The following is a 25,610-nucleotide window of genomic DNA, read 5'->3' on the forward strand; positions in this document are numbered from 1 at the left end:
TCATCCTCTTCTTGTAAAGAAAGAGGGGGAAGCGCTTGCTTGACTTTTCTATTCTCTCAAACAATCTAGATTTATATTTAGAAGGATTTAAATATACAGTGATGTCCAGTGTTGTTGCATTAATTGGTAGTTTCATTCTTGGCATCATAATGGCAGTGATGCGAATTGCGCCCATTCGGATTCTGAATTGGCTAGGTACAGCCTATGTAGAGTTTATTCGGAATATCCCGCTAGTTTTAATAGCCTTTGCTTTTTATTTTGCTTTTCCAGTACTGGGCGTGACATTAAATGGCTTCGTTGCTGGTACTGCTGCACTTACTATATATACTGCAGCTTTTATTGCAGAGGCAATTCGCGCAGGAATTTTATCAGTTCCGAAAGGACAAATGGAAGCAGCGCGTTCTTCCGGTTTAACGTATGTGCAAGCGATGTATTATATTGTTTTACCACAAGCGATAAAAATAGTGATTCCACCGCTTGGGAACCAATTTCTTAATTTAGTGAAAAACTCCTCTATACTAGGGATTATCGCTGGAACGGATTTAATGTACCAAGGTGATTTAATCTCTACAAGAACATTTGTTACATTTGATGTATATATATTTGTCGGTATGTTTTATTTACTTTTAACTGTTCCGCTTAGCATGGGTGTTCGTTATTTAGAGAAACGCTTGGCGAAGGGAGCGGTGTAAATGGATTTTCAGGGTGCCTATACAGGAGATCATTTTTTATTTTTACTAAAAGGACTACTCGTTACGTTAGAAATCGCTGTTGTAGCCATTTTACTTAGTTTTATCATTGGTAGTGTAATCGGTACGTTACGATATACGAAAATACCGATTGTATCACCCATACTTGCCTTTATTGTTGAAATCATTCGTAATTTACCGCTTCTTTTGATTATTTTCTTTACGTACTTTGCATTGCCAGAAGCCGGATTGAAATTAGAGATTACAACAGCGGCTATTGTAGCTTTAACAATATTTGAAGCGGCGATGATCTCAGAAATTGTTCGCAGCGGTTTATTATCGATTGAGAAGGGGCAAATTGAAGCAGCACGTGCTTCCGGTCTATCCTATGTACAAACGCTGCGGTACATTATTTTACCGCAAGCTTTAAGACGAATGGTACCGCCTCTTGTGAGTCAATTTATCTCTTTGTTAAAAGATACATCATTAGCTGTCGTTATTTCATTGCCAGAACTTATGCACAATGCTCAAATTATAAATGGACAAAATGTTAACTATATGATTCCGACATTTATACTTGTTGCTTGTATGTATTTTGTAGTCAACTACAGCTTATCGCTTGTTTCCAGAAGGTTAGAAAGCCGTTAACTCTTACATGTAATGATATGTAAGAGTTTTTTTGTTATGTACGAATAAAAGAAGGAAAGAAATCCAATTTTTGTTGAATTTTATTTATCCCGCTATTCGCGGGCAGTAATACCCCCACCTCAAAATTTTACTTTATTTTATCAGAAAAGTTTTAATTTTATATAGAAATTGTAACCGCTTTCGTGTATATTTTTATTATCAGAAAATTTTAAAAAAACAGAGGGTACTTTAGGGGAGGATTACGATGCAGCAAACAACAAATGAGCAGTTACATCGTACGATGAAGAGTAGACACTTATTTATGATAGCGCTTGGAGGCGTTATCGGAACAGGGTTTTTCCTTGGATCGGGATATACAATTAACCAGGCAGGACCAGGAGGAGCAATTCTTTCTTATTTAGTAGGCGGATTTATTATGTATTTAACGATGCTTTGCCTTGGTGAACTAACGGTTGCGATGCCAGTTTCTGGTTCGTTCCAAAAATATGCGACGAAGTTTATCGGACCCGGAACAGGGTTTATGATCGGCTGGTTATACTGGCTTGGATGGGCAGTGACAGTTGGTTTAGAGTTAACATCAATTGGTTTAATGATGAAAAGATGGTTTCCATCTGTAGATGTATGGGTATGGTGTCTTGTATTCGGTCTTATTTTATATATGTCTAATGCGATCTCAGCAAAAAGCTATGCTGAGTTAGAATTTTGGTTCTCGAGTATTAAAGTTGTGACGATTATCGCATTTGTTCTTCTTGGAGGCAGTGCATTGTTTGGATTTTTACCGTATGACGGCAAAGAAGCAGCACCGCTATTCTCTAACTTTGTAAGTGATGGAGGATTGTTCCCGAATGGACTAGCAGCTGTGCTTCTGACAATGATTACGGTCAACTTTTCATTCCAAGGCACAGAATTAATCGGGATTGCCGCAGGAGAGAGTAAAGAACCGGAAAAAACAATTCCACGTGCGATTCGCAATACAGTATGGCGTATTATGTTGTTCTTTATTTTAACGATGACGATTTTAGTAGGATTAATCTCATGGAAAGATGCAGGAGTTATTGAAAGTCCATTCGTCGTTGTTTTTGATAAAATTGGTATTCCATATGCAGCGGATATTATGAACTTCGTTATTATTACTGCTTTATTATCTGTAGCGAACTCAGGATTATATGCAGCAACTCGTATATTATGGTCACTTGCAAATGAAGGAATGGCACCAACTGCTTTCAAAAAGGTAAATAAACGCGGTATTCCTATTACAGCATTAGTAGTAACGATTGCCGTTGCCGGATTATCACTACTAACAAGTATTTTCGCGGCAAGTACAGTCTATATGTACTTATTATCAATTGCAGGTTTATCAGCTGTAGCAAGTTGGATTATTATTGCACTTTCCCAAATCAGATTTAGACAGCAGTATGTGAAACAAGGCGGGAAAATAGAAGATTTAAAATATAAAACACCGTTATACCCAATTGTTCCGATTTTAGCGCTTATTACAAATAGCGTTGTTGTCATTAGTTTAGCGTTTATTCCAGAACAACGTATGGGATTATATTGCGGCATTCCATTTATCATTTTCTGCTATGTGTATTATTATATAAATGAGAAGCGGAAGAAAGTGACGAAAGTGGAGACGGGGCAAGCTTATGAAATTAACAATCAAACATGATGATATTAGGGCGGAGCTTTCGCATGGACACTTGCAGATTGGAAAAGAAAACGGATATACACCGTTAGAACTACTTATTGCCTCCATTGCGGGTTGCAGTGCGATTGTGTTTCGGACGATTTTAGAAAAAAAGCGTATTACGTATGATGAATTTACGATTGAAACTGAGATTGGAAGAAGTGAAGTTTTGCCAAGACCAGTGACGAGCGTCCATTTGCACTATAAAATAAAAGCAGATGGCATAACGCAGGAGAAGTTAGAAAAAGCATTAGAGCTTGCTGTGAAGAACTGTACGATTGCACAATCCGTAAAGGATAGCATAAAGATTACAGAGACAATTGAATTACTAGGATGATAAAAAGCTTGCGTTGTTTTTACACGCAAGCTTTTTTCGGCATGAGGATGGTAAAACAAGAACCTGCATTTAATGTGCTTTTGACCGTAATTTCGGATGGGGCTTTAATAAGCCGGGGATAAAGAACCCCCACTGATAGAAGTTTCACTTTATTGAGTATGTGATTGGGAAAGTTTTTCATAGAAAAAAATCTGACATTTGTTATATAATAGCACTCGTGTAGTCGGTTCGATTTTCTTACGGAGAAAATCAAAAATGATAGAAATAGAGGAGTGTTTTTTTGTTACAAACAGTAAAAACTGAATGGTTTTCCAATGTGAAAGGCGATGTTTTATCAGGGGTCGTTGTTGCATTAGCATTGATTCCTGAAGCGATTGCCTTTTCGGTTATTGCAGGTGTAGATCCAATGGTGGGATTATATGCGGCCTTTTGTATTGCGGTTACAATTGCGTTTGTTGGCGGAAGACCGGGAATGATTTCAGCTGCGACAGGTGCGATGGCTTTATTAATGGTAACTCTTGTGAAAGATCATGGTGTACAGTATTTATTTGCTGCTACTATTTTAACGGGTGTTGTACAAATTATTTTTGGAGTGCTGAAACTAAGTTCGCTTATGAAATTTATTCCTCGCTCTGTGATGAGTGGCTTTGTGAATGCACTAGGAATTTTAATTTTCACAGCGCAATTACCCCACTTTCAAGGTGCACATTGGCAAATGTACATGTTAGTCGCACTAGGTCTTACGATTATTTACTTATTCCCACGTATTACAACGGCAGTGCCTTCCACGCTTGTTGCAATTATTGTTGTAACAGGCATTGTACTTGTAAGTGGGTTAGAATTACGTACGGTTGGCGATATGGGGAACTTACCAAAAGAGTTACCGTTTTTTAGTATCCCAGATGTACCATTTACGCTAGAGACATTACGAATTATTTTGCCGTATTCTGTTATGTTGGCTGTAATTGGTTTACTAGAATCATTGTTAACAGCTTCTCTTTTAGATGATATGACAGATACACCAAGTAGTAAGCATAAAGAAGCACGCGGGCAAGGGATTGCTAATATTGTTGCTGGTTTCTTTGGTGGTATGGCAGGATGTGCAATGATTGGACAATCTGTTATTAATATAAAATCAGGTGGACGTGGCCGATTATCGACATTCGTTGCTGGTGGATTTTTAATCATCCTATTGTTCGTTCTTGGTGACTTTGTTGTTCATATTCCGATGGTAGCGTTAGTTGCTGTTATGATTATGGTGTCAATTGGGACATTTGATTGGCAATCTGTATTGTCTCTTCATAAAGTTCCAAAAGGGGATGCATTTGTAATGCTTGTAACAGTTGCGATTGTGTTGGTAACACATAATCTGGGTCTTGGTGTCATTATTGGTACGATGATTAGTGCGATATTATTCGCAGCAAAAATTGCAAAGCTTCACGTGAAACATTCTCATGTTGGTGAGAAGAAAGTGTATGCTGTTTATGGGCAACTATTCTTTGCATCTGCTACAGAGTTTGTAAATATATTTCATTTTAAAGAAAGTGTCAAAGAAATAGAGATAGATTTTACACATGCACATGTATGGGATGACTCTGCTGTGGCAGCGATTGATAAAGTGGTTATGAAGTATGAACAAAATGGTGTGAAAGTACATGTAGTCGGGCTAAATGAGCGTAGTGCACAGCTTGTTAAGAAACTAGCTTCTTATAATTAAGAAAGAAGAGGTTATCCAAGCTGCTAGTCATTCATGTAATATCCCTTTCGGATGACCGAAAGGGATATTTTTGTATTATAATATGAGTATGACTACGAAAGGGGTTTCAACATATGTACAAGCAGATGATACTGGCATGTGATGGTTCAGAACATGCGTTGCGTGCGGCAAAGCATGCAGTACACATTGCCAAATTTAGTAAGGAAGCAAAAGTTGAAGTTGTATATGTAGTAGATGGCAGAACGGCAAAATCAGATATTATACAGGGTCAAACGGATATAGAAACGATTTCTGCTAGTAGAAAAGATAGATTAAAAGAAATAGAAGTTTTATTACAGCGAGAAGAAGTTTTTTATAAGACTACGATTTTACATGGTGATCCAGGTGACACACTGGTCCAATATGTAAATACAGGAGATATTGACCTTGTGGTTCTTGGTAGTAGAGGATTAAACACATTGCAAGAAATGGTGCTAGGCAGTGTAAGTCATAAAGTAGCGAAACGTGTAAAATGTCCGGTGATGATTGTGAAGTAACAGACAGCAGAAATGTTGTCTATTTTTTTTAGGATAAAATCTTACAATATTGTAAGACTGTTGTTAGGTAATTCGATGTTATGGAAAGTTTTCTATTGATACAATAAAGACATCAAGTTAATCCATACAGGGGGACAAAAAAATGAAAGAATATCAAAATTTATCATATAGTCAAGTTGTTAGTCTTTTTTGTTTAGGTGGTTTTGTAGGCTCTGTTTTATTAGCCGTTACTATGAAAGTGTTTCAGCAGCTATTTCTGTAATATAGATTTTATAAGTGGAAAGGGAATGATTCTTATATACTGCCCAAAAATAGTAACAGGTATAATTGAAAAATAGCCTCCTGCATCGAGATATATGCAAGAGGCTATTTTTGTTCTTCTCATTTTATTTTGCTGTTTCAGTTTTGTTATTTGCAGTTCCCGTATTCCAAGTAAGAGCAAGGAATACAATTGTAAGCACACAAGATGCAAGTAATAGAATGAAACCGCCGTCCCATCCGAAAGCATCTACGATAAAGCCCATTGCAGCATTCGAAAACGCTACACCCCAAGGTAAACGTTTTCGCGAAAAAAGTTGTTGACACTATTAATTAGATGAATTAATATTTAAACACGTTAAATATTTTATTGCTTAAATAAGAGGTGGAAAGATGCAAAATGATATGACTCATATTGATAAAATTCAGGCGCTTGCATTTTCTATAGGAAAGAAAATGCAAACGGAATTATTAGAGCAATTACAATTATCAGGACTCACACCGCCGCAATTTTATATTTTAAAAATTTTAGATCATTACGGTGCATCGAGAGCGACAGAATTAGCGAAGAAAATGTATGTGAAGCCAAGTGCTATTACAGTGATGATAGATCGTTTAATCAATCAAGAATTAGTTTTACGCTATCATGACAAAAAGGATCGACGAGTTGTCGTAATCGAGTTAACCACGAAGGGGAAAGATGTATTAGAAGAGGCAATGACTGCTCGCAATCAACATATTGCAAAGTACTTCTCGCAATTAGAAATACAAGAAAGAGAAGATTTACTTCGTTTATTTGAAAAGCTAGAAGCAATTATTTGTCAAGCAACTGAGAAGAAAGAAACAAAGTAAAGAGAAGTGAGGAGACTATATGGAACAACAAGCAAATCAAAATAGAAAACTGTTGTTAATTGGTTTAGTTATTGCCATGCTATTTGCTGCATTAGACGGAACAATTGTTGGTACAGCAATGCCACGCATCGTCGGTGAGCTAGGTGGATTAAGCTTAATGACATGGTTAACAACAGCTTATATGTTAACATCAACGACGGTTGTACCAATCGCTGGTAAGTTGGCTGACTTATTAGGACGTCGTAACGTATATATGACAGGATTAATCATCTTTATGGTTGGTTCCGCACTTTGCGGAATGGCCAATGGTATGACTGAATTAATTATTTTCCGTGGTATTCAAGGTCTTGGCGGCGGTATTATGATGCCAATGGCAATGATTATTATCGGGGATATGTTTACAGGGAAAGAACGTGCAAAATGGCAGGGGATTTTCGGGGCACTGTACGGTCTTGCTTCTGTAATCGGGCCGCAAGTAGGCGGCTGGATTGTTGACTCTCTAAACTGGAGATGGGTATTCTACATTAACTTACCAGTTGGTATTTTAGCGACAATCTTTATTGCTATGGGCTTAAAAGGACATACAAAAACTGGTCCAATTCAAATCGACATCGCTGGTATTTTTACAATGATTCTCGGTGTTGTAAGTTTATTACTTGCATTAACATTTGGTGGGAAAGATTATGCTTGGGATTCTTGGCAAATCATTGGCTTATTTACACTTGCAATTGTAGGTATCGTAAGCTTTGTGATCGTAGAAACGAAAGCGAAAGAACCTATTTTACCAATGCACTTCTTTAAAAATCGTACGTTTACACTATTAAATGCGATTGGTTTCTTTATGAGTATCGGAATGTTCGGAGCAATCATGTTTGTACCATTCTTTATGCAAGGAATTGTCGGCGTAAGTGCTGCTGAATCGGGCACAATTATGACACCAATGATGATTACAATGATTGTAATGAGTATTATCGGTGGCCAGCTTGTGTTAAAAGTAGGGGTAAAACCACAAATTATTACAGGTATGCTCATTATGGCTGGTGGCTTTTGGCTCTTAACAACAATGGATATGCATACAACTAAACTTGTCGCAACATCTTATATGATGCTGATTGGTTTAGGTATGGGGCTTGTCATGCCGATATTAACATTAGCATTGCAAGAAAGCTTCCCGAAAAAAGATCTTGGCGTTGTAACATCATCTAGTCAATTCTTCCGTCAAATTGGAGGAACATTTGGGATTACGATTTTAGGTTCGATTATGAATAACACATCAGGTACCACTTTAACGAATAAATTAGTACCTGTACTGGATACGTTCCCAGCAGAGGCGGGACAAATGGTAACGGAATTTAAAGATATGATTCATACAGATCCACAAGGGTTATATTCTATGCTATTTAGTCCAGAAGCATTAAAACAAATGCCCGAAGCGATCTCAAATATCATCGTACCAATTTTAAAAACATCGTTAGTAGATTCACTTCATACCGTATTTATGACAGGATTGATATTTATCGTAGTTGGTGCGGTATTTACAATTTTCTTACAAAAAATTAAGCTTTCTGATCGTAAAAAAGAAGAAGAACAACCAGCTAAAGAAGAAAAAGATACGAATGTGTCTTATTCATAAAGAGAAAAGGCATCGCTTTTGAGCGATGCTTTTTCTTGTAAATTATAACATGATTCCTTTTTTAGACAGAAATGATTGACGTATTTTCGCAAATGCGTTATATTATTTTGTGTAAACGGTTACATGAAATGGAGAGGGAAGAGAATGAGTACGATTAAAGACGTTGCGAAGTTAGCGGGAGTATCTGTTGCGACCGTTTCCAGAGTGTTAAATAAGAATGGATACGTTCACGAGGATACGTTGAAAAAAGTGGAACGCGCAATTGAAATGTTAGATTATAAACCGAGCACAGTAGCACGTTCGCTATACAATAAAAAATCCCGTCTAATCGGTTTGGTCGTTCCAAATATCGTGAATCCATTCTTTCCAGAAGTTGCACGTGCCGTAGAAGACGTAGCACATAAGCAAGGTTACACGGTTGTATTATGCAATTCGGATGAAAGTTTAGAAAAAGAAAAACAATATATTGATGTGCTCAGACAAAATAATGTAGATGGATTTATTGTGGCAACGAATCCACAAAACAGTAGTAATTATATGAACTTAGCTGTGCCGATTGTAGCAATTGACCGCATGTTTAATGAACGTATTCCGACAGTGTATGCAGACAACTATGCAGGAAGCCAAGAAGCTACAAGGCTATTGTTAGAAAAAGGATGCACACATATTGCACATATTCGTGGACCACGTGATGTCAGTACAGCAAATGAACGTTTTGAAGGGTTTATTGATATCATTACGCAACACAACCTTTCGTATATGATTGCTGAAAGTACATTTGATCCCGTTGACAGTGAACGCGTCACAAAGGAATTGTTAGAAGAGTATCCGCATATTGATGGTATTGTAGCCGGAAATGATCTCATTGCAATAGGCGCAGTGAAAGCGGCGTTGCAAAAAGGGATTTCAATTCCGAATGATTTACAGATTATCGGATTTGATGGTGTTTCTTTAACTGAAATGATGTATCCATCTATTACAACAGTTGCACAACCTATTTATGAAATGGGGAAAATTGCTACAGAGTTACTAATGCAACAGATGGAAGGTAGCTCATTACAAACAGAACATTATCGTTTGCCGATTAAAATTATAGAACGAAATACAACGAAGTAAGGAGATAAGATATATGCCAAATATTGCAGTAGTAGGCAGTATTTCAATGGACTTAGTCGCGGTTTCGAAAAAGCGACCAAAAGCAGGAGAAACGGTTATTGGAGAAGCCTTTCACACGGTGCCTGGTGGAAAAGGGGCGAATCAAGCCGTTGCAGCAGCTAGATTAGGTGCAAATGTGGCAATGGTTGGAGCTATAGGTGATGATGCTTACGGGAAGATTGTTAGCGATAATTTAGAGAATGAGCATATTTTTATCGATTTTGTGGAACCGGTTACAGGTGAAACGACAGGAATTGCTCATATCGTGTTAGCAGAAGAAGATAACAGTATTGTCGTTGTGCAAGGTGCAAACCGTCTTGTAAATGAACAGGTTGTGGATCGGGCAAAAGACCTTCTTGTAAAAGCGGATATGGTTGTACTTCAACTCGAGATTCCGTTAGAAACAGTAAAATATGTCCTGCACATTTGTGAAGAGCATAAAATTCCGGTGATGTTAAATCCTGCTCCGGCACAAGTATTGCCAGAGGATGTTTTAGAAAAAGCAACGTACATTACACCAAACGAACATGAATGCCGTATTGTACTAGATGATTTTATTTCACCAATTGAAGAGTTGCTTGCAAAATATCCAAACAAATTATTGATGACAGAAGGCGGAAGCGGGGTTCGCTTTCACAATGGTACAGAGATTGTTCACGTACCAAGTATTTCTGTTGAAGTAGTGGATACGACAGGAGCTGGTGATACATTTAACGGTGCGTTAGCAGTTGCGCTTTCAGAAGGAGAAACACTACAAAAAGCAATTCGCTTTGCTAATATTGCTGGTGGTCTTTCCGTAACAAAGCTTGGTGCACAAGGCGGCATGCCAACGAGAGAGAGAGTGAGAGAAGTGCAGGTGATTGTCGGATGAAAAGGCATGGTGTATTAAATAGCGAAATTGCAGCGGTACTTGCATCGCTTGGTCATACAGACAAGATTGTCATTGCGGATTGCGGTCTACCGGTCCCTGAAGGTGTAAAACGAATAGATTTAGCAATCGAACTTGGGAAACCATCTTTTTTAGATGTATTACAAGTTGTAGCAGATGATATGGCAGTTGAAAAGTTAACATTAGCAGAAGAGATTACAGCGCATAATGCAGAAGTGAAGCTAGAGGTTGAAGCACGTTTGAAAGATGCTGTTCCTGAATATGTATCGCATGAACAGTTTAAAGAACTTACGAAGCAGGCGAAAGTTGTGATTCGTACAGGAGAAGCAACGCCATATGCCAATGTCATTTTACACGCAGGCGTGATTTTTTAATTAAGGGATGTGATGGGGATGCGTATTGAAATGAAAAATATTTCAAAAGCGTTCAATGGCAATCCTGTTTTGAAAAACGCACAGTTTTGTATTGAAGCAGGAGAAGTCCATGCACTTATGGGAGAAAACGGAGCGGGAAAATCAACGCTCATGAAAATTTTAACGGGTGTTTATACGAGAGATGGTGGCCAAGTCACGATTGATGGAGAAGAACGTACATTTAAAAATGCGAAAGAAGCAGAAGAATATGGCATTGCTTTTATTCATCAAGAACTGAACATACTACCGAATTTAACAGTTGCTGAAAATATGTTTCTTGGAAAAGAGCTTATGTATGGCAAAACAGGAATTTTGCGTACACGCCAAATGAATGGGGTAGCGCAGCAACAGCTGGAAAATCTTGGTCTTCATGTAAAGGGATCTATGCTTGCTAGTGCATTATCTGTTGGACAACAGCAAATTATTGAAATTGGCAAAGCATTAATGACAAACGCGAGTGTCATTATTATGGACGAGCCTACGGCAGCTTTGACAGATCGAGAAATTGAAACGCTCTTTGCGGTTATTAACAAATTGCGTAAAGAAGGTGTATCGTTCGTTTATATTTCTCACCGCATGGAAGAAATTTTTTCTATCTGTGATGCGATTACGATTTTACGTGATGGAGATTATGTCGGAACGCGATTGATTCCTGAAACATCGTTTGATGAAGTTGTCAGTATGATGGTGGGTCGAAGTATTGGCGAGCGCTATCCAGAACGTGATGCTGCTATTGGAGAAGTTATATTTGAAATGCGTAACGGCACGAAGAAAGGTAAGTTTGAAAATGTTTCGTTTCAAGTTCGAAAAGGTGAAATTCTTGGCGTTGCCGGATTAATGGGAGCAGGCCGCACGGATATTATGAAAGCCATTTTTGGATACGAGCCGTTAGATTCAGGACAAATCTTTATGAATGGCCGAGAAGTTAAGATTGATAGCCCGCTTGATGCAATACGGCAGCGGATTGCGTTTATTACAGAGGACAGGAAATCAGAAGGACTTGTATTAGATTTTTCTATTCGTGAAAATTTAGCATTGCCAAATTTGGGGAACCTTTCGAAAGGTAGCGTGATGGACAAACAAACGGAAGAGCAGTTTACAGCAGATATGATGAAGCTCCTAAATGTAAAAGCAGCAAATGGAGAACAGGCTGTCAAATCACTTTCCGGTGGGAATCAACAAAAAGTTGTCATTGCAAAATGGCTCGGGATTCATCCGCAGCTATTAATTTTAGATGAACCGACACGAGGCGTCGATGTTGGAGCAAAAAAAGAAATTTACTCGATTATGAACAAGTTTACAAGCCAAGGGGATGCAATCATTATGGTTTCATCTGAATTACCAGAAGTATTGGGGATGAGTGATCGTATACTTGTCATTCATGAAGGACAAGTAGGCGGGATTTTAGAGAAAGATAAGGCAACGCAAGAGTCGATTATGGCATTAGCAACAGGGGGAGAATAAGTCATGGCTAAAAAGGGGAATGTATTGCAACAACTCGGTTCGTTAATCGGATTAGCGCTTATCGTAGTAGTCATTACAGTGTTAAATCCATCGTTTATTGAGATACCAAACTTATTTAATATTTTACGCCAAGTATCTATTAATGCACTAATTGCTTTTGGAATGACCTTTGTAATTTTAACAGGGGGTATTGACTTATCGGTAGGTTCTATTTTAGCATTATCAAGTGCACTTGTTGCTGGGATGATGGCAAGTGGCATGGATCCGTTCCTTGGAATGACAGTTGGATTATTAGCGGGTCTTGTAATGGGAATTGTAAACGGTATCATCATTGCGAAAGGAAAAGTGGCACCATTTATCGCAACATTAGCAACGATGACCATTTTTCGTGGGCTGACGCTTGTTTATATGGACGGACGTCCGATCACTGGTCTTGGGGATCACTTAGCATTCCAAATGTTTGGTCGTGGTTACTTCTTCGGTATTCCTGTACCAGCTGTAACAATGATGATTGCTTTTGCTGCACTATACTTTATTTTAAAGAAAACAACGTTTGGTCGCCGTACCTTTGCAATTGGTGGGAATGAAGAAGCGGCAGCATTATCAGGTATTAATGTAACGCGTATGAAAGTAATGATTTACGGTCTTTCTGGAATTCTGGCAGCGCTTGCAGGTATCGTGTTAACATCACGTTTAGACTCTGCACAGCCAACTGCTGGTACTTCTTACGAATTAGATGCAATCGCTGCAGTCGTATTAGGAGGAACAAGCCTTTCTGGTGGAAAAGGTTGGATTGTCGGCACATTCATTGGTGTACTCATCATCGGTGTATTGAATAACGGCTTAAACTTATTAGGAGTATCTTCTTTCTTCCAACAAGTTGTAAAAGGACTTGTTATCTTACTCGCTGTATTAATTGATCGTCGAAAAGAAGCATAATGGAGGGACAATTCATGAAAAAATGGTTACTTGTACTCGTTGCACTCATGATAGTAATCACTGCTGGTTGTTCGATGGAACCGCCAGAATGGGCAAAGGATTCTAGCGATAAAGGTCGAAATAACAATGTTAAAGTTGGATTTTCTGTTTCCACTTTAAATAATCCATTTTTCGTCACGTTGAAAAAAGGTGCAGAAAAGAAAGCGAAAGACAGTGGTATTGAATTGATTGCGGTCGATGCACAAAATGATGCAGCAAAGCAAACAAACGATGTGGAAGACTTGATTCAAAAAGGCGTTGATGTAATTGTTATTAACCCAACGGATTCAGACGCTGTTGCATCAGCAGTAAGCGCGGCCAATGCAGCGAACATTCCTGTTATTACAGTAGACCGCGTCGCAAACTCTGGGAAAGTTATTTCACACATTGCTTCCAATAACGTAGAAGGTGGCAAAATGGCTGGTGACTACATTCGTGAACTTGCTGGTGAAGGTGCAAATGTTGCTGAGTTAGAAGGGATTCCTGGTTCTTCTGCAGCTCGTGAGCGCGGGGAAGGATTCCATAAAGTAGCTGACAAGGGGTTGAAAGTGGCTGCTAAGCAAGCGGCAGATTTTGATCGTGCAAAAGGTTTATCGGTTATGGAAAACATCTTACAGGCAAATAATGATATAAAAGCAGTATTTGCTCATAACGATGAAATGGCATTAGGCGCACTAGAAGCATTAAAATCTGCTGGAAAAACAGATGTTATTGTTGTTGGGTTTGATGCAACTGACGATGCTGTAAAGGCGGTTAAGGATGGCCGTATGGCAGCGACTGTTGCCCAAAAACCAAAATTAATCGGAGAGCAGGCGATGGAAACAGCAAAACAGGTGAGTCAAGACCAAAAAGTGGCGAAATTTATTCCGATTGAATTAGAGCTTATTAAGAAAAAATAAATATAAATCCAAATTTGGAAAGGAAGAAAAACAAATGAAATTCTTTATCGATACAGCAAACATTAGTGAAATTAAAGAGGCAAATGAATTAGGAATAGTAGCAGGTGTAACAACAAACCCATCACTTGTAGCAAAAGAGGGCGTAGATTTCCACGCACGCATTCGTGAAATTTGCAGCTTTATAGAAGGCCCTGTAAGTGCAGAAGTTATTAGTTTAGAAGCAGACAAGATGATTGAAGAAGGAAAAGAATTAGCAAAAATCGCACCAAACGTCGTTGTAAAAGTACCGATGACGAAAGAAGGATTAAAAGCTGTAAAAGCATTCTCTGACTTAGGAATTCGTACGAATGTAACATTAGTATTCTCAGCTGTACAAGCATTACTTGCAGCACGTGCTGGTGCAACGTACGTATCTCCATTCTTAGGCCGCTTGGATGATATCGGCCATAATGGTATGGACTTAATTCGCCAAATTGCTGACATCTTTGCAATTCACGGCATCCCAACAGAAATTATCGCAGCATCTGTACGCCATAGCGTTCACGTAACAGAAGCAGCATTAAACGGTGCACACATCGCAACAATCCCAGCAAATGTAATTGGAGCGTTAGTAAAACATCCATTAACAGATCAAGGAATTGAGAAATTCTTAGCGGATTGGGATAAATCACAAGGAAAATAAAGTGGAATTTTCATCAGTGGGGAGCGTCGTCTCCCACTGATGATTAGCCTTGACCAATCGGACATTAACGGGCAGTTATCCCCCTGTACTTTTCTGAATCGGGGTCTTACTGCCCGTTAATGCGGGATAAATCATGTTTTTGAGGATGCCCTAAAAGTAGCTAATTTGCTGCTTTTAGGGCATCTTTTTTATTTTTGACAGAAAAATAAAAAAATTCAGTATGTAATTATGCATAATCTCTTTTCTATTTTAATATTTAGTTATTTAATAGCAATAATAGACTTTTTGTATTGAGGGAAAGAGAGGAGGATATGTAAGAACGGTAACTATTTTTTATTTTTCAGCATTTATAATTTTAATTATTCGAATTTTTAGTTTTACGAAAATGGAAATTGAGGAGGGAATACATTGAAGAAAAAAACACCATTTAAAGTTTTTTCTGCATTGGCAATTACAACTTTATTAAGTTGTTCGTTTATTATTGGAGGACAATCTGCTTTTGCAGAAACAACTGTAAAATCTAGTAGTAAAAATCCAACTACTCCAATTGATGAAAACTTAATTCAAGAGGAGCGCTTGGCTGAAGCTTTAAAAGAGCGGGGAATGATTCATCCATCAGCATCGAAAGAAGAGACGAAAAAGGCTGTGGAGCAATATATTGAAAACAAGAAAGGCGATCAATCGAATAAAGAAGTACTTCCAGGTGATTCTGCTAAAGAAGCATCTGATTTTGTAAAACAAGAGAAAGAAACAAAAATGGAAGAAAAAGAAAAAGTAAAGAATCCGGTACAAAATGGAAGACCAGAGCAAATGCCTTCAGCAAGTAAAAAACAGCTAAATGGAAAAGTGCCGACGACTCCTGCTAAGCAAGTACCGTATAACGGAGCTGTTCGCACAGATAAAGTGCTTGTGCTACTTGTGGAATTTAGTGATTATAAACATAACAACATTGATCAAACATCTGGATATATGTATTCTAAAGATTTCAGCAGAGAGCATTATCAAAAGATGTTATTTGGTAATGAACCATTTACATTATTTGATGGATCAAAAGTAAAAACATTTAAGCAATATTATGAAGAACAATCTGGTAGTAGCTATACAACAGATGGTTATGTAACAGAATGGTTAACTGTCCCAGGGAAGGCAACAGATTACGGGGCAGATGCGAAGAGTGGTCATGATAATAAGGGACCAAAAGGACCTCGTGACCTTGTGAAAGAGGCATTAAAAGCGGCAGCCGAAAAAGGATTAGATTTATCTCAGTTCGACCAGTTTGACCGTTATGATACGAATCGTGATGGAAACCAAAATGAGCCAGACGGTGTTATCGATCATTTAATGGTCATTCATGCTGGTGTTGGACAAGAAGCAGGTGGCGGTAAATTAGGTGATAATGCGATTTGGTCACATCGTTCAAAATTAGCAAGAGATCCAGTAGCAATTGAAGGAACAAAATCAAAAGTTTCAAACTGGGATGGAAAAGTAGCTGCGCATGACTACACAATCGAACCTGAGGACGGTGCAGTTGGTGTGTTTGCTCATGAATTCGGTCATGATCTTGGTTTACCAGATGAGTATGATACGAAATATACAGGGAATGGATCACCTGTTGAAGCATGGTCATTAATGAGTGGCGGTAGCTGGACAGGGAAGATCGCTGGAACAGAACCGACAAGTTTTTCACCGCAAAATAAAGATTTCTTACAAAAAAATATGGGCGGTAACTGGGCGAATATTATAGAAGTAGATTACGATAAAATAAAGCGTGGTGTAGGAGTGCCTACCTATATCGATCAAAGTGTTACAAAATCGAATCGTCCAGGTCTTGTACGTGTGAATTTACCTGGAAAAAGCATTGAAACAATTAAACCAGCATTTGGAAAGAAAACATACTATAGTACAAGAGGCGACGATATTCATACAACATTAGAAACACCGTTGTTTGATTTAACAAAAGCTGGGGCAGCGAAATTTGATTACAAAGCAAATTATGAGCTTGAAGCAGAATGTGATTTTGTAGAAGTACATGCGGTTACAGAAGATGGAACGAAAATATTACTTGATAAACTGGGCGGTAAAGTTGTAAAGGATGATATGGATACGACAGAAGGAAAATGGATTGATAAATCATATGATTTAAGTCAATTCAAAGGAAAAAAAGTAAAATTACAATTTGACTACATTACAGATCCAGCTGTAGCATATAAGGGATTTGCAGTGGATAACACAATATTAACAGTAGACGGAAACGTAACATTCTCTGATGATGCAGAAGGACAAGCACAAATGAAATTAAATGGATTTGTCGTTTCTGACGGAACAGAAATGAAACCACATTACTATTATTTAGAGTGGAGAAACTATGCTGGTTCAGATAATGGATTAAAAGCAGGTAGAGGTCCAGCATATAATACAGGTCTTGTTGTTTGGTATGCAGACGATAGCTTTAAAGATAATTGGGTAGGTCAGCACCCTGGTGAAGGGTTCCTTGGTGTTGTTGATTCTCATCCAGAAGTGGTTGTTGGAACTTTAAGCGATAAACCGGTAATTGGAAAAACAGGATATCAAGTTGCTGATGCGGCATTCTCATTCGATCAAACACCAGCATGGAGTGTAAACTCAAGCGTACGTGGTCAATTTAATTATGCAGGTTTACCGGGTGTTACAACATTTGATGATTCTAAAGTGTACAGCAACAGCCAAATTCCAGATGCAGGCCGTAAAGTTCCACAATTAGGACTGAAGTTCCAAGTCGTTGGACAAGCGGATGACAAATCTGCAGGTGCAGTTTGGATTCGTCGTTAATAGATTGGTAGTGTAAGTGAAATAAAAAAGTACATTCTTCATATGGAGAATGTACTTTTTTATATATAAATACAAATTAAAAAATCGACATAAAACCCTTCTTTTTAGGTGGAAGAGAGCATCCGGCCATGCATAGAAGCGGTCAGATCCTTTTCCTGCCCCATTCCAAGTGAAAACAAAGAGAGAAAACGAGTGCAGGTCACCTTTTGTTATCCATAGCCGCGACTATATGTCGAAAAATCAAAATGGATTTATATAAAAATAAAAAAGAATTCTTAAAATAAAGGATTCCTTTTTGTTTTTACTTGAGTGTTTTTGATTATGTTTTTAGAGATAAAAGAAAGCGTATACATTAAAAGGTTATATAGAATTTAAGGTGATAAATTAGATCCATATTTTATCCCGCATTAACGGGCAGTAATACCCCCACTTCAAAGTTCAACGAAAAGCAAAGAAGTTAGGTGGGGATAAATTGTCCGTAAAAGCCCGATTGGTTCAACTAATAATCAGTGGGGATGAAGAAAACCCCCACTGATTAAAGTTTCACTTTATCAAAGAGTGTAGGGAAAAGAAATATTTCCGAGGAAATTGTCGAGATATAGTTGGTATTTGTGTACTTTTTCTACAAAATGAATGAGACGATATTGCTTTTATACTGCTATTTACGGGCAGTAATACCTTCACCACAAAGTTCGTCAGGAAACAAAGAAATTAGGTGGGGGATGAAGAAAATCTTCTAAAACTGTTAGATGAAAATAGGAAGTAATGAGTGTGTCAAGTATGCTTTTGAATTATATTATAACAATATAAAAATAATTAATGTCACTTGTTTCTTTTGAGAGAAATATGAAAATACATATATTTTTAATACTTGTTAATTTTATGATATGAAAAAATAATTATTGTAAAAAAGCAAAAATATGTATTGATTTTGCTTTTTATTTTAAGTAGAATTCAAAAGGATTAATAATGATAGCGGTAGTTTAATAGTTTGATAGTTTGATTTTAGGCAAGGGAAAATTATTTTTAGTAGATTCAGAGTATAGGAAATAATTATGAAGTTGTAAACAAAGGGAGAGTAAAGTAAGTGACAGCATTGAGAAATTTATCAATCTATGTAAAAGGTAGTATCGTTCTATTATGTTTTGCTTGTATTTATTTTGTTATGCCAACAACATATGCAAGTGCAGAAACTGTGAAAATTTATGTCGATCCAGGCCATGGTGGAACGGATACAGGAGCTATTGGAAATGGTTTGCGAGAAAAGGATTTAACATTAGATATCGCATTGCGTATTCGTAACATTTTAAATGCAGAGTATACGGGTCATGAAATTAGAATGAGTCGTACAAGTGATGTGTATCCTACCCTAACACAGCGAACAACTGATGCAAATAATTGGGGAGCGGATTTCTTCTTATCTGTACATATTAATAGTGGTGGTGGCTCTGGTTATGAAGATTATAGTTATCCGAATGCAGGAGCGCCAACTACAACTTATCAAAATTTAATTCATCAAGAAATTATGAAGACAACTAATTTTTATGATAGAGGAATCAAAACAAATAATTTCCATGTGTTAAGAGAGACGAATATGCCAGCAGTATTAACTGAAAATGGGTTTATTGATCGGGCAGAAGATGCTCAAAAGTTAGGAAATGCAACATTTAGAGAACAACTTGCAAGAGGGCATGCAAACGGTTTAGTAAAAGCATTTGGTTTACAAAAGAAAACGTTCTTAATTCGTGTGAAAGCAGAAGAATTATATTATTATAGTCAACCTGATTGGAATGCAAAGGCTGGTACTGTAAAACAAGGTGATGTATTCACTGTTGTGGAAACGTTAACTGTTAATGGTTCAAAAATGTATAAGCTAAAATCAGGAAACTACATAACTGCTAATCCAGCGTATGTTGAAGTTTTACAATAAAGAGTATATATAAATACAAATTAAAAAACCGACATAAACCCCTTCTTTTTAGGTGGGAGAGAGCATCCGGTCATGCGTAGAAGCCGTCAGATCCTTTTCCTGCCCAGACATAATGAAAACAAAGAGAGAAAACTATAGCCGCGGCTATATGTCGAAAAATCAAAATAGATATATATAAAAAATAGACAGTTTTTTAGCTGTCTATTTTTTATATGGACTGTTTTGTATACATGAAAATAGTAAATACATATTATTGTAGCTTTAATCTCCCTCTCACATATAACATCGAAGCAAACGTAAGCAAGAACGCTGTTCCAATCACAAAGCTTACACTCGGTGATGCTCCGATCGCCCCAACTATAAATGATCCAGCGACAACACCTAATGAGAAGAATGCGTAGAATAGTCCGAATGCTTTTCCTCGATTGTCTTCTGTTGTATTTTCAACAAGTAAGGCATTAATAGAAGGAAAGAGGATTGCAAATCCAATTCCATAAATGATCATGACAACAAAGAGCATGCCTTTTGTTGTAAATATGCCAAGTAAAGATAATGCTAGAGCCATTACTGCAATGCCAATTACCATCATTTTTTGACGGTTAAAGCGATCGTATATCCGATTTGTTGGTAGTAAGAAGAAGAGGATTGCGGTAATCCCAAAGACACTTAGCATCATGCCTGTTGTAGATGCTTTGAGTGCTAATGCTTCTACTTTCATCGGTAGCATATACGTTACAATTCCTTGTGAGAACATTAATGTAAAGGCTCCGAGATATGCTTGTAATAATGGCTCGGATTTTAGTAATCCAAGCATATCTTCTTTGTTCATCATTTGCGTCCGTGATTTATCTGTTCTTGCAATATGATTTGGCAACAAGAAGAGCGAGACGATTGTACCGAGTGCCATTAAGATAGAAATTGTAACGAAGACCCATTCTATGCCTGCGCTTGCTTTCATAATTCCGCTGAAAGCAGGACCAACGATAGCTGCTGTTCCGACAGCAGCACCAGATAAAGCCATTGCTTTCCCTTGTTTTGTTGATTTTGTTTGTTTGGATAAGAAAGTAAAGGCAGCTGGTATTAAGAAACCGTCGCTAAATCCATGTAGAAAGCGAACGATAATCAGTTGTTCGCCGCTTTGGACAACGGTATACAATAAGACTATGAGACTCGTAATTCCCATACTTATATAAAGAACTTTTTTCGCTCCAAATTTATCAACAGATGCACCTGCGATAATATTGCCGATCATATTGGCAAACGAGTACATCCCAACGACAAGGCCAATAATAAGAGGCGTTCCCCCAAGACTCTGTGCGTAAGTACTCATAATTGGTAATTGTGAAAATGTATCGAAAAACGCCACGATAACAATAAAATAAATGAAATATTTCAAGCAATGTTCACCTCTCCTATGCTATTATGGCACAATGCGAATTTCGCCTGCAATGAAATTGAATTAACAGATGTGGAAAAAAGTACAAAGTGACAAAATGATGAACATTTATTGTTAAAATTTAGTGAAATACGTATTGGTGTTTTGAAATATTTGGATGAAAGTACTATAATAGTTTTGTAAACTTCACCAGGTTAAGTTTATACATAGAGAGGGATGCATAAAATGAAAGCATTACTATGGTACAATCAACGTGATGTACGAGTAGAAGAAGTTCCAGAACCAACTGTACGATCAGGAGCAGTGAAAATCAAAATCAAATGGTGTGGTATCTGTGGAACGGATTTGCATGAATATTTAGCAGGACCTATTTTTATTCCAACAGAGGAACATCCACTAACACATGTAAAAGCACCTGTTATTTTAGGTCATGAGTTCAGTGGTGAAGTTGTTGAAATCGGTGAAGGTGTTACCAGTCATAAAGTAGGGGACCGCGTTGTTGTGGAACCTATTTATTCTTGTGGTAAATGTGAAGCTTGTAAACATGGACATTATAACGTTTGTGAACAACTTGTTTTCCACGGTCTTGGTGGAGATGGTGGTGGCTTCTCTGAATATACTGTTGTACCTGAAGATATGGTTCACCATATCCCAGATGAAATGACATATGAACAAGGTGCACTTGTAGAACCAGCAGCAGTTGCAGTTCATGCAGTGCGTCAAAGTAAATTAAAAGAAGGCGAAGCTGTAGCTGTATTCGGCTGTGGACCAATCGGACTTCTTGTCATCCAAGCAGCAAAAGCAGCTGGAGCAACTCCTGTTATTGCAGTGGAACTTTCTAAAGAACGTCAAGAGTTAGCGAAATTAGCAGGTGCTGATTATGTATTAAATCCAGCAACACAAGACGTATTAGCAGAAATCCGTAACTTAACAAACGGTTTAGGTGTAAACGTTAGCTTTGAAGTAACAGGTGTTGAAGTTGTACTTCGTCAAGCAATTGAAAGCACAAGCTTTGAAGGACAAACTGTTATTGTCAGCGTATGGGAAAAAGACGCCAAAATTACGCCAAACAACTTAGTATTAAAAGAAAAAGAAGTTGTTGGTATCCTTGGATATCGTCACATATTCCCAGCTGTTATTAAATTAATTAGCTCTGGTCAAATTCAAGCAGAGAAATTAATTACGAAAAAAATTACAGTGGATCAAGTTGTAGAAGAAGGATTTGAAGCGCTTGTAAAAGATAAAAAACAAGTGAAAATTCTTGTTTCACCTAAATAATAGATGATGAGAAAGTAGCCTCCTTCTAGAGAATAGAAGGAGGCTACTTTTTTATGTAGAGAAAAGTGATAGACTTTCTTTTGACTATATAAATACAAATTAAAAAAACGACATAAAACCCTTCTTTTTAGGTGGGAGAGAGCATCCGGCCATGCATAGAAGCGGTCAGATCCCTTTCCTGCCCAGACATAGCGAAAATAAAGAGAGAAAACGAGTGCAGGTCACCTTTTGTTATCCATAGCCGCGGCTATATGTCGAAAAATCAAAATGGATTTATATAGAAAGCATTTTGCTGTAAATTTACAACAAGATGCTTCTTTAATATGGATATTTCACATGAGAAGCATTGGACTTGGAAGAGAGAATATAGCTCTGGAATTGTTGATTCCAAGTTACCGTAGTTGCTTCTTTTTTTTGAGAAATCCACTCATGGTAATCTTCTTGCGTTTTCCATAGTATACGAATCATATATTCGTCCCCATGTTCAGTATGTTTGGTGCGAGAAAATTCTAGATTAATAAAGCCAGATGTTCCAGAAGGTGGGTAGTAGTTTTGTAGAGAATGTATCATTTTAGTTTCATAGCCAAATTTCATATGAAGGAGTTTTGTAACAATAAACATGATTGCACCTCTTTTTTAATATTTGTAGTGAATGAAAGTTGATATTCTATTTCAGTTATTGTTTATAAATATTATACTATTCTGAAAAATCTAAGTAAATAAAAGGAAGACGACATTCTTTTACAAATAGACGGATAAAGATAACTCTTTCGTTTTATAGGAATAAAATTGTTAGTACACCGACAATGACACAATAGAAAGAGAAGTATTTTAATATGTAGTTGTAGTAATCTGTTGTTTGCTGTCAAATGATTGTTTTTAGTCACAGTCACATTCTGTAGTATTTGACAATCTTTTCAATTTCCTGTAATCTGTTGTTTCTAATATTCGAATCTTATTTTAAGTAAGATTTACACACGCATAATTTGTTAAAAATTAAGAATTAATTACATTTTTTAGGTTATTTTCATTATTTTTCATGAAAAATAAACTGTATTTAATGAGTTTGTAAACAAACTGTAAAATAAATCATGTATAACTGTAAGAGAAGGGAGTCGGATTATGAACTATTTTAAGCGTATCAGTAGTCTAGTATTAGCAGGAATTATTTGTCTTTCTAGTACAGTCGCTGTAAAAGCTGAGTCAAACGACGAGAAATTAGACAACATGCAACAGCAATTGCAGCAGAATAACAATGATATTCAGCAAAAGGAACAAGAGAAGCAAGCTGTTAATAATGAAATTCAAGGTATCGAAAAAGAACTACATAATTTAAATAATACAATTACAAAAAATAAAGAAGAACAAAGTGCTCTTCAAAGTAAGATCGATGAAACGCACAAACAAATTGAGCAAAAAAAGAAGGAGATTATCGTTTTAGAGGATAAAGTCCTTGCTCGTAAAGATATTATGAAAAAACGTATGGTCTCTGTTCAAAATAGCTCAAATACGAGTTTAGTAGTAGAAGTTGTTGTAGAATCAAAAAATTTCGCTGATTTCTTACAACGTGTGAATGCAGTTTCTACGATTCTAGAAGCAGATAAAGAAATTTTACATCTACAAGAGCAGGATCTTCGTCAAATTGAAGCTGATAAAAAAGTAATTGACGAAAAAGAGGAATCTTTAGGAGTAGACAAACAAAAATTAGCAAAAGCACAAGCTGACTTACAAGAAAACTTGAAGAAACGTCAAGAAAATTTACAAGTTGTGCAAGCGAAATATAATCAAGTTGCAAGTCAAATTAACCTTGCTGAACAAGAAAAAGCAAAAATCGAAACGGATATGAAAAACGTACAAGAAACAATTGCACGTGAACAAGAAGCTGCGAGAGTAGCTGAAGAAGCTCGTGTAAAAGCAGAGCAAGAAGCGGAAGCTGCGAGAGTAGAAGAAGCAAAGGTAAGAGAAGAGGCGAAAGCTGACAAACAGCCAGCACCAGCTCCTCAGCCACCTGAATCTGAGAGCACTAGTAAACCAGCACCAGCTCCTCAGCCGGATTCTAAGCCAGATTCTAAGCCAGATCAAGGCGGGCGTGAAATTTATGTAGAAGCGACTGCTTATACGGCTGATCCATTAGAAAATGGTTACAAACCAGGAGAACATGTGTATTCTGCAATGGGACATGACTTAACTGCAAACTCAGGAATGAAGTTAATTGCTGTCGATCCAAGGGTTATTCCATTAGGTTCTCGTGTATATGTTGAAGGTTATGGAACAGCAATTGCTGGAGATACTGGTGGCGCTATTAAAGGACATAGAATTGATGTGTTAATGCCAGATAAAGCTTCATCTAGTGCTTGGGGTAGAAGACAAGTTCGTGTAGTAATTTTATAATTTAAAATCAAATCCAACTTTACATGTTGTAAGGTTGGATTTTTTTAAAAACAAAATGTTAAGTTGAGTTTACATTTTGTTAAATTTAGCATACAATGATGGTGAGAGGTGGAAAATTTGACCATTTGCAACAGAGTAAAGGAGCTGCGAGCTCGTTTTAACTTTACACAAAGCATATTAGCTGAAAAAGTTGGCGTAACGCGGCAAACAATTGCAGCAATTGAAAAGGGAGATTACGTTCCATCGTTATTATTAGCACTGACGATTTGTGATGTGTTTGATTTAAAGATGGAGGATGTGTTTGTTTTAAATAAGGAGGGGGAAGAGGTTGAATAGGATCGTTCTTTCGTATGTGGTGAATGTATTCTATATTGGATTGGCTAGTTGGACGTTTATTGAACTTTATTATGGTGTTATGGAGTTCGCAAATATCATTCGAACTGAGAAAGTATCATTTGAGGTATCAATAAATGCGATACCGTTCTTATTGCTATTTATTGTAGCGGTCGTATCAACGTTTTTTTACAGAGTACAAAAGAAAAAATATAAGTCCCTATCACTTTGGATGTATCCTTTATTGTTTCCACAGGAGGATGAACGTGAGAAAGTAATTACTGCGAAAGCGTGTCGTACTACTTTTATTTCATTGTGGTATGTTTTACCTTGTGCTATCGGATTCTTAACTTTTTCCCCTGTTATAAATCTATATATTCCAGAATGCCCGCTATATATCTTGTTTTTTATTTTCTTTATTCAAATGACGGTATTTCATGTTTCGCTATACCGAAATAAAATTGCTTAAAGACGTGCCGCGCACGTCTTTTTTTATCCCGCTATTTGAGGGCAATAATACCCCATTGTTCAAAGTTTCACTTTATATCTACCATGCGATAATGCATCCTATTTTTTACAAAACCTTAATGAATATAACGGTAAGGGTTTACAAATGGTTTTTATGATAGACATAGGT

24 protein-coding genes and 1 pseudogene are annotated in these 25,610 nt (G+C 37.2%); 22 read left to right on the forward strand and 3 right to left on the reverse strand.

Annotation, left to right across the window (positions count from 1 at the left end):
* The first annotated feature begins 35 nt into the window (after positions 1–35).
* The 7 genes from QRE67_RS03635 (at position 36) to QRE67_RS03665 (ending at position 5,876) form a co-directional block, all read left to right on the forward strand.
* Positions 36–692, forward strand: coding sequence for an amino acid ABC transporter permease (locus QRE67_RS03635; RefSeq protein WP_286123588.1), 657 nt, complete (start codon positions 36–38; stop codon positions 690–692).
* On the forward strand, positions 693–1,337 hold the full coding sequence (locus tag QRE67_RS03640) for an amino acid ABC transporter permease (RefSeq protein WP_286123589.1): 645 nt from the start codon (positions 693–695) through the stop codon (positions 1,335–1,337). It abuts the gene before it with no gap.
* A 244-nt stretch (positions 1,338–1,581) separates the two neighbouring features.
* On the forward strand, positions 1,582–3,006 hold the full coding sequence (locus QRE67_RS03645; RefSeq protein ID WP_286123590.1) for an amino acid permease: 1,425 nt from the start codon (positions 1,582–1,584) through the stop codon (positions 3,004–3,006).
* Positions 2,984–3,361 carry an OsmC family protein gene (locus QRE67_RS03650; RefSeq protein ID WP_286123591.1) on the forward strand — a complete coding sequence of 126 codons (378 nt, stop codon included), beginning with the start codon at positions 2,984–2,986 and terminating at the stop codon, positions 3,359–3,361. The genes QRE67_RS03645 and QRE67_RS03650 overlap by 23 nt, the downstream gene beginning before the upstream one ends.
* Before the next feature lie 280 nt (positions 3,362–3,641).
* Entirely contained in the window at positions 3,642–5,078 is a 1,437-nt protein-coding gene (locus tag QRE67_RS03655) for a SulP family inorganic anion transporter (RefSeq protein WP_286123592.1), read from the forward strand.
* A 113-nt stretch (positions 5,079–5,191) separates the two neighbouring features.
* Positions 5,192–5,614 carry a universal stress protein gene (locus tag QRE67_RS03660; RefSeq protein ID WP_286123593.1) on the forward strand — a complete coding sequence of 141 codons (423 nt, stop codon included), beginning with the start codon at positions 5,192–5,194 and terminating at the stop codon, positions 5,612–5,614.
* A 142-nt stretch (positions 5,615–5,756) separates the two neighbouring features.
* A complete protein-coding gene (locus QRE67_RS03665; protein ID WP_286123594.1) occupies positions 5,757–5,876 on the forward strand; it encodes a DUF4027 family protein in 120 nt (39 codons plus the stop codon).
* A 124-nt stretch (positions 5,877–6,000) separates the two neighbouring features.
* Here the strand turns inward: QRE67_RS03665 and glpT are convergent.
* Positions 6,001–6,162, reverse strand: a pseudogene (glpT, locus tag QRE67_RS03670) (glycerol-3-phosphate transporter); the annotation flags it as partial.
* Between the two features lie 103 nt (positions 6,163–6,265).
* On the opposite strand from glpT, the gene QRE67_RS03675 reads away from it, so the two are divergent.
* The 11 genes from QRE67_RS03675 to QRE67_RS03725 all read left to right on the forward strand — a co-directional run bounded on the left by QRE67_RS03675 (position 6,266) and on the right by QRE67_RS03725 (position 19,575).
* Positions 6,266–6,724, forward strand: coding sequence for a MarR family winged helix-turn-helix transcriptional regulator (locus tag QRE67_RS03675; RefSeq protein WP_286123595.1), 459 nt, complete (start codon positions 6,266–6,268; stop codon positions 6,722–6,724).
* Between the two features lie 19 nt (positions 6,725–6,743).
* Positions 6,744–8,357, forward strand: coding sequence for an MDR family MFS transporter (locus tag QRE67_RS03680; protein WP_286123596.1), 1,614 nt, complete (start codon positions 6,744–6,746; stop codon positions 8,355–8,357).
* Positions 8,358–8,501: 144 nt separating this feature from the next.
* Entirely contained in the window at positions 8,502–9,473 is a 972-nt protein-coding gene (locus QRE67_RS03685) for a LacI family DNA-binding transcriptional regulator (protein ID WP_286123597.1), read from the forward strand.
* A 13-nt stretch (positions 9,474–9,486) separates the two neighbouring features.
* Positions 9,487–10,383, forward strand: a complete 897-nt coding sequence (gene rbsK / locus QRE67_RS03690; protein WP_286123598.1) for a ribokinase — start codon at positions 9,487–9,489, stop codon at positions 10,381–10,383.
* A complete protein-coding gene (gene rbsD, locus QRE67_RS03695; protein WP_286123599.1) occupies positions 10,380–10,775 on the forward strand; it encodes a D-ribose pyranase in 396 nt (131 codons plus the stop codon). Before rbsK ends, rbsD begins: the two co-directional genes overlap by 4 nt.
* Before the next feature lie 18 nt (positions 10,776–10,793).
* Entirely contained in the window at positions 10,794–12,278 is a 1,485-nt protein-coding gene (locus tag QRE67_RS03700) for a sugar ABC transporter ATP-binding protein (RefSeq protein WP_286123600.1), read from the forward strand.
* Between the two features lie 3 nt (positions 12,279–12,281).
* Positions 12,282–13,217, forward strand: a complete 936-nt coding sequence (locus QRE67_RS03705; protein ID WP_286123601.1) for an ABC transporter permease subunit — start codon at positions 12,282–12,284, stop codon at positions 13,215–13,217.
* 14 nt (positions 13,218–13,231) lie between these two features.
* Entirely contained in the window at positions 13,232–14,155 is a 924-nt protein-coding gene (gene rbsB / locus QRE67_RS03710) for a ribose ABC transporter substrate-binding protein RbsB (protein WP_286123602.1), read from the forward strand.
* Between the two features lie 34 nt (positions 14,156–14,189).
* Positions 14,190–14,837: a fructose-6-phosphate aldolase gene (gene fsa, locus QRE67_RS03715; RefSeq protein ID WP_286123603.1), complete on the forward strand. Its 648-nt coding sequence runs from the start codon at positions 14,190–14,192 to the stop codon at positions 14,835–14,837.
* A gap of 408 nt (positions 14,838–15,245) precedes the next feature.
* Complete coding sequence (locus QRE67_RS03720) at positions 15,246–17,645, forward strand: immune inhibitor A (protein ID WP_286123604.1); 2,400 nt, start codon at positions 15,246–15,248, stop codon at positions 17,643–17,645.
* 1,087 nt (positions 17,646–18,732) lie between these two features.
* The gene (locus QRE67_RS03725; protein ID WP_286123605.1) at positions 18,733–19,575 is read left to right on the forward strand and encodes an N-acetylmuramoyl-L-alanine amidase; all 843 of its coding nucleotides are present in this window, start codon (positions 18,733–18,735) and stop codon (positions 19,573–19,575) included.
* 250 nt (positions 19,576–19,825) lie between these two features.
* Here QRE67_RS03725 and QRE67_RS03730 read toward each other — a convergent pair whose 3' ends face one another.
* On the reverse strand, positions 19,826–20,971 hold the full coding sequence (locus QRE67_RS03730) for an MFS transporter (RefSeq protein ID WP_286123606.1): 1,146 nt from the start codon (positions 20,969–20,971) through the stop codon (positions 19,826–19,828).
* 225 nt (positions 20,972–21,196) lie between these two features.
* Here QRE67_RS03730 and bdhA point away from each other — a divergent pair, with 225 nt between their 5' ends.
* Positions 21,197–22,249, forward strand: coding sequence for a (R,R)-butanediol dehydrogenase (gene bdhA / locus QRE67_RS03735; RefSeq protein ID WP_286123607.1), 1,053 nt, complete (start codon positions 21,197–21,199; stop codon positions 22,247–22,249).
* Positions 22,250–22,567: 318 nt separating this feature from the next.
* Here the strand turns inward: bdhA and QRE67_RS03740 are convergent, their stop codons facing one another.
* Entirely contained in the window at positions 22,568–22,870 is a 303-nt protein-coding gene (locus QRE67_RS03740; RefSeq protein ID WP_286123608.1) for an antibiotic biosynthesis monooxygenase family protein, read from the reverse strand.
* A gap of 501 nt (positions 22,871–23,371) precedes the next feature.
* Between QRE67_RS03740 and QRE67_RS03745 the strand changes: the two genes are divergently transcribed.
* The 3 genes from QRE67_RS03745 to QRE67_RS03755 all read left to right on the forward strand — a co-directional run bounded on the left by QRE67_RS03745 (position 23,372) and on the right by QRE67_RS03755 (position 25,442).
* Positions 23,372–24,640 (forward strand): 3D domain-containing protein, encoded by a 1,269-nt coding sequence (locus QRE67_RS03745; protein WP_286123609.1) that lies wholly within the window; start codon positions 23,372–23,374, stop codon positions 24,638–24,640.
* Positions 24,641–24,748: 108 nt separating this feature from the next.
* Positions 24,749–24,976 (forward strand): helix-turn-helix transcriptional regulator, encoded by a 228-nt coding sequence (locus QRE67_RS03750; RefSeq protein ID WP_286123610.1) that lies wholly within the window; start codon positions 24,749–24,751, stop codon positions 24,974–24,976.
* Entirely contained in the window at positions 24,969–25,442 is a 474-nt protein-coding gene (locus QRE67_RS03755) for a DUF2178 domain-containing protein (RefSeq protein ID WP_286123611.1), read from the forward strand. Before QRE67_RS03750 ends, QRE67_RS03755 begins: the two co-directional genes overlap by 8 nt.
* Positions 25,443–25,610: the final 168 nt, after the last annotated feature.

This window comes from Bacillus sp. DX3.1 (genome assembly GCF_030292155.1).
Lineage (GTDB): Bacteria > Bacillota > Bacilli > Bacillales > Bacillaceae_G > Bacillus_A.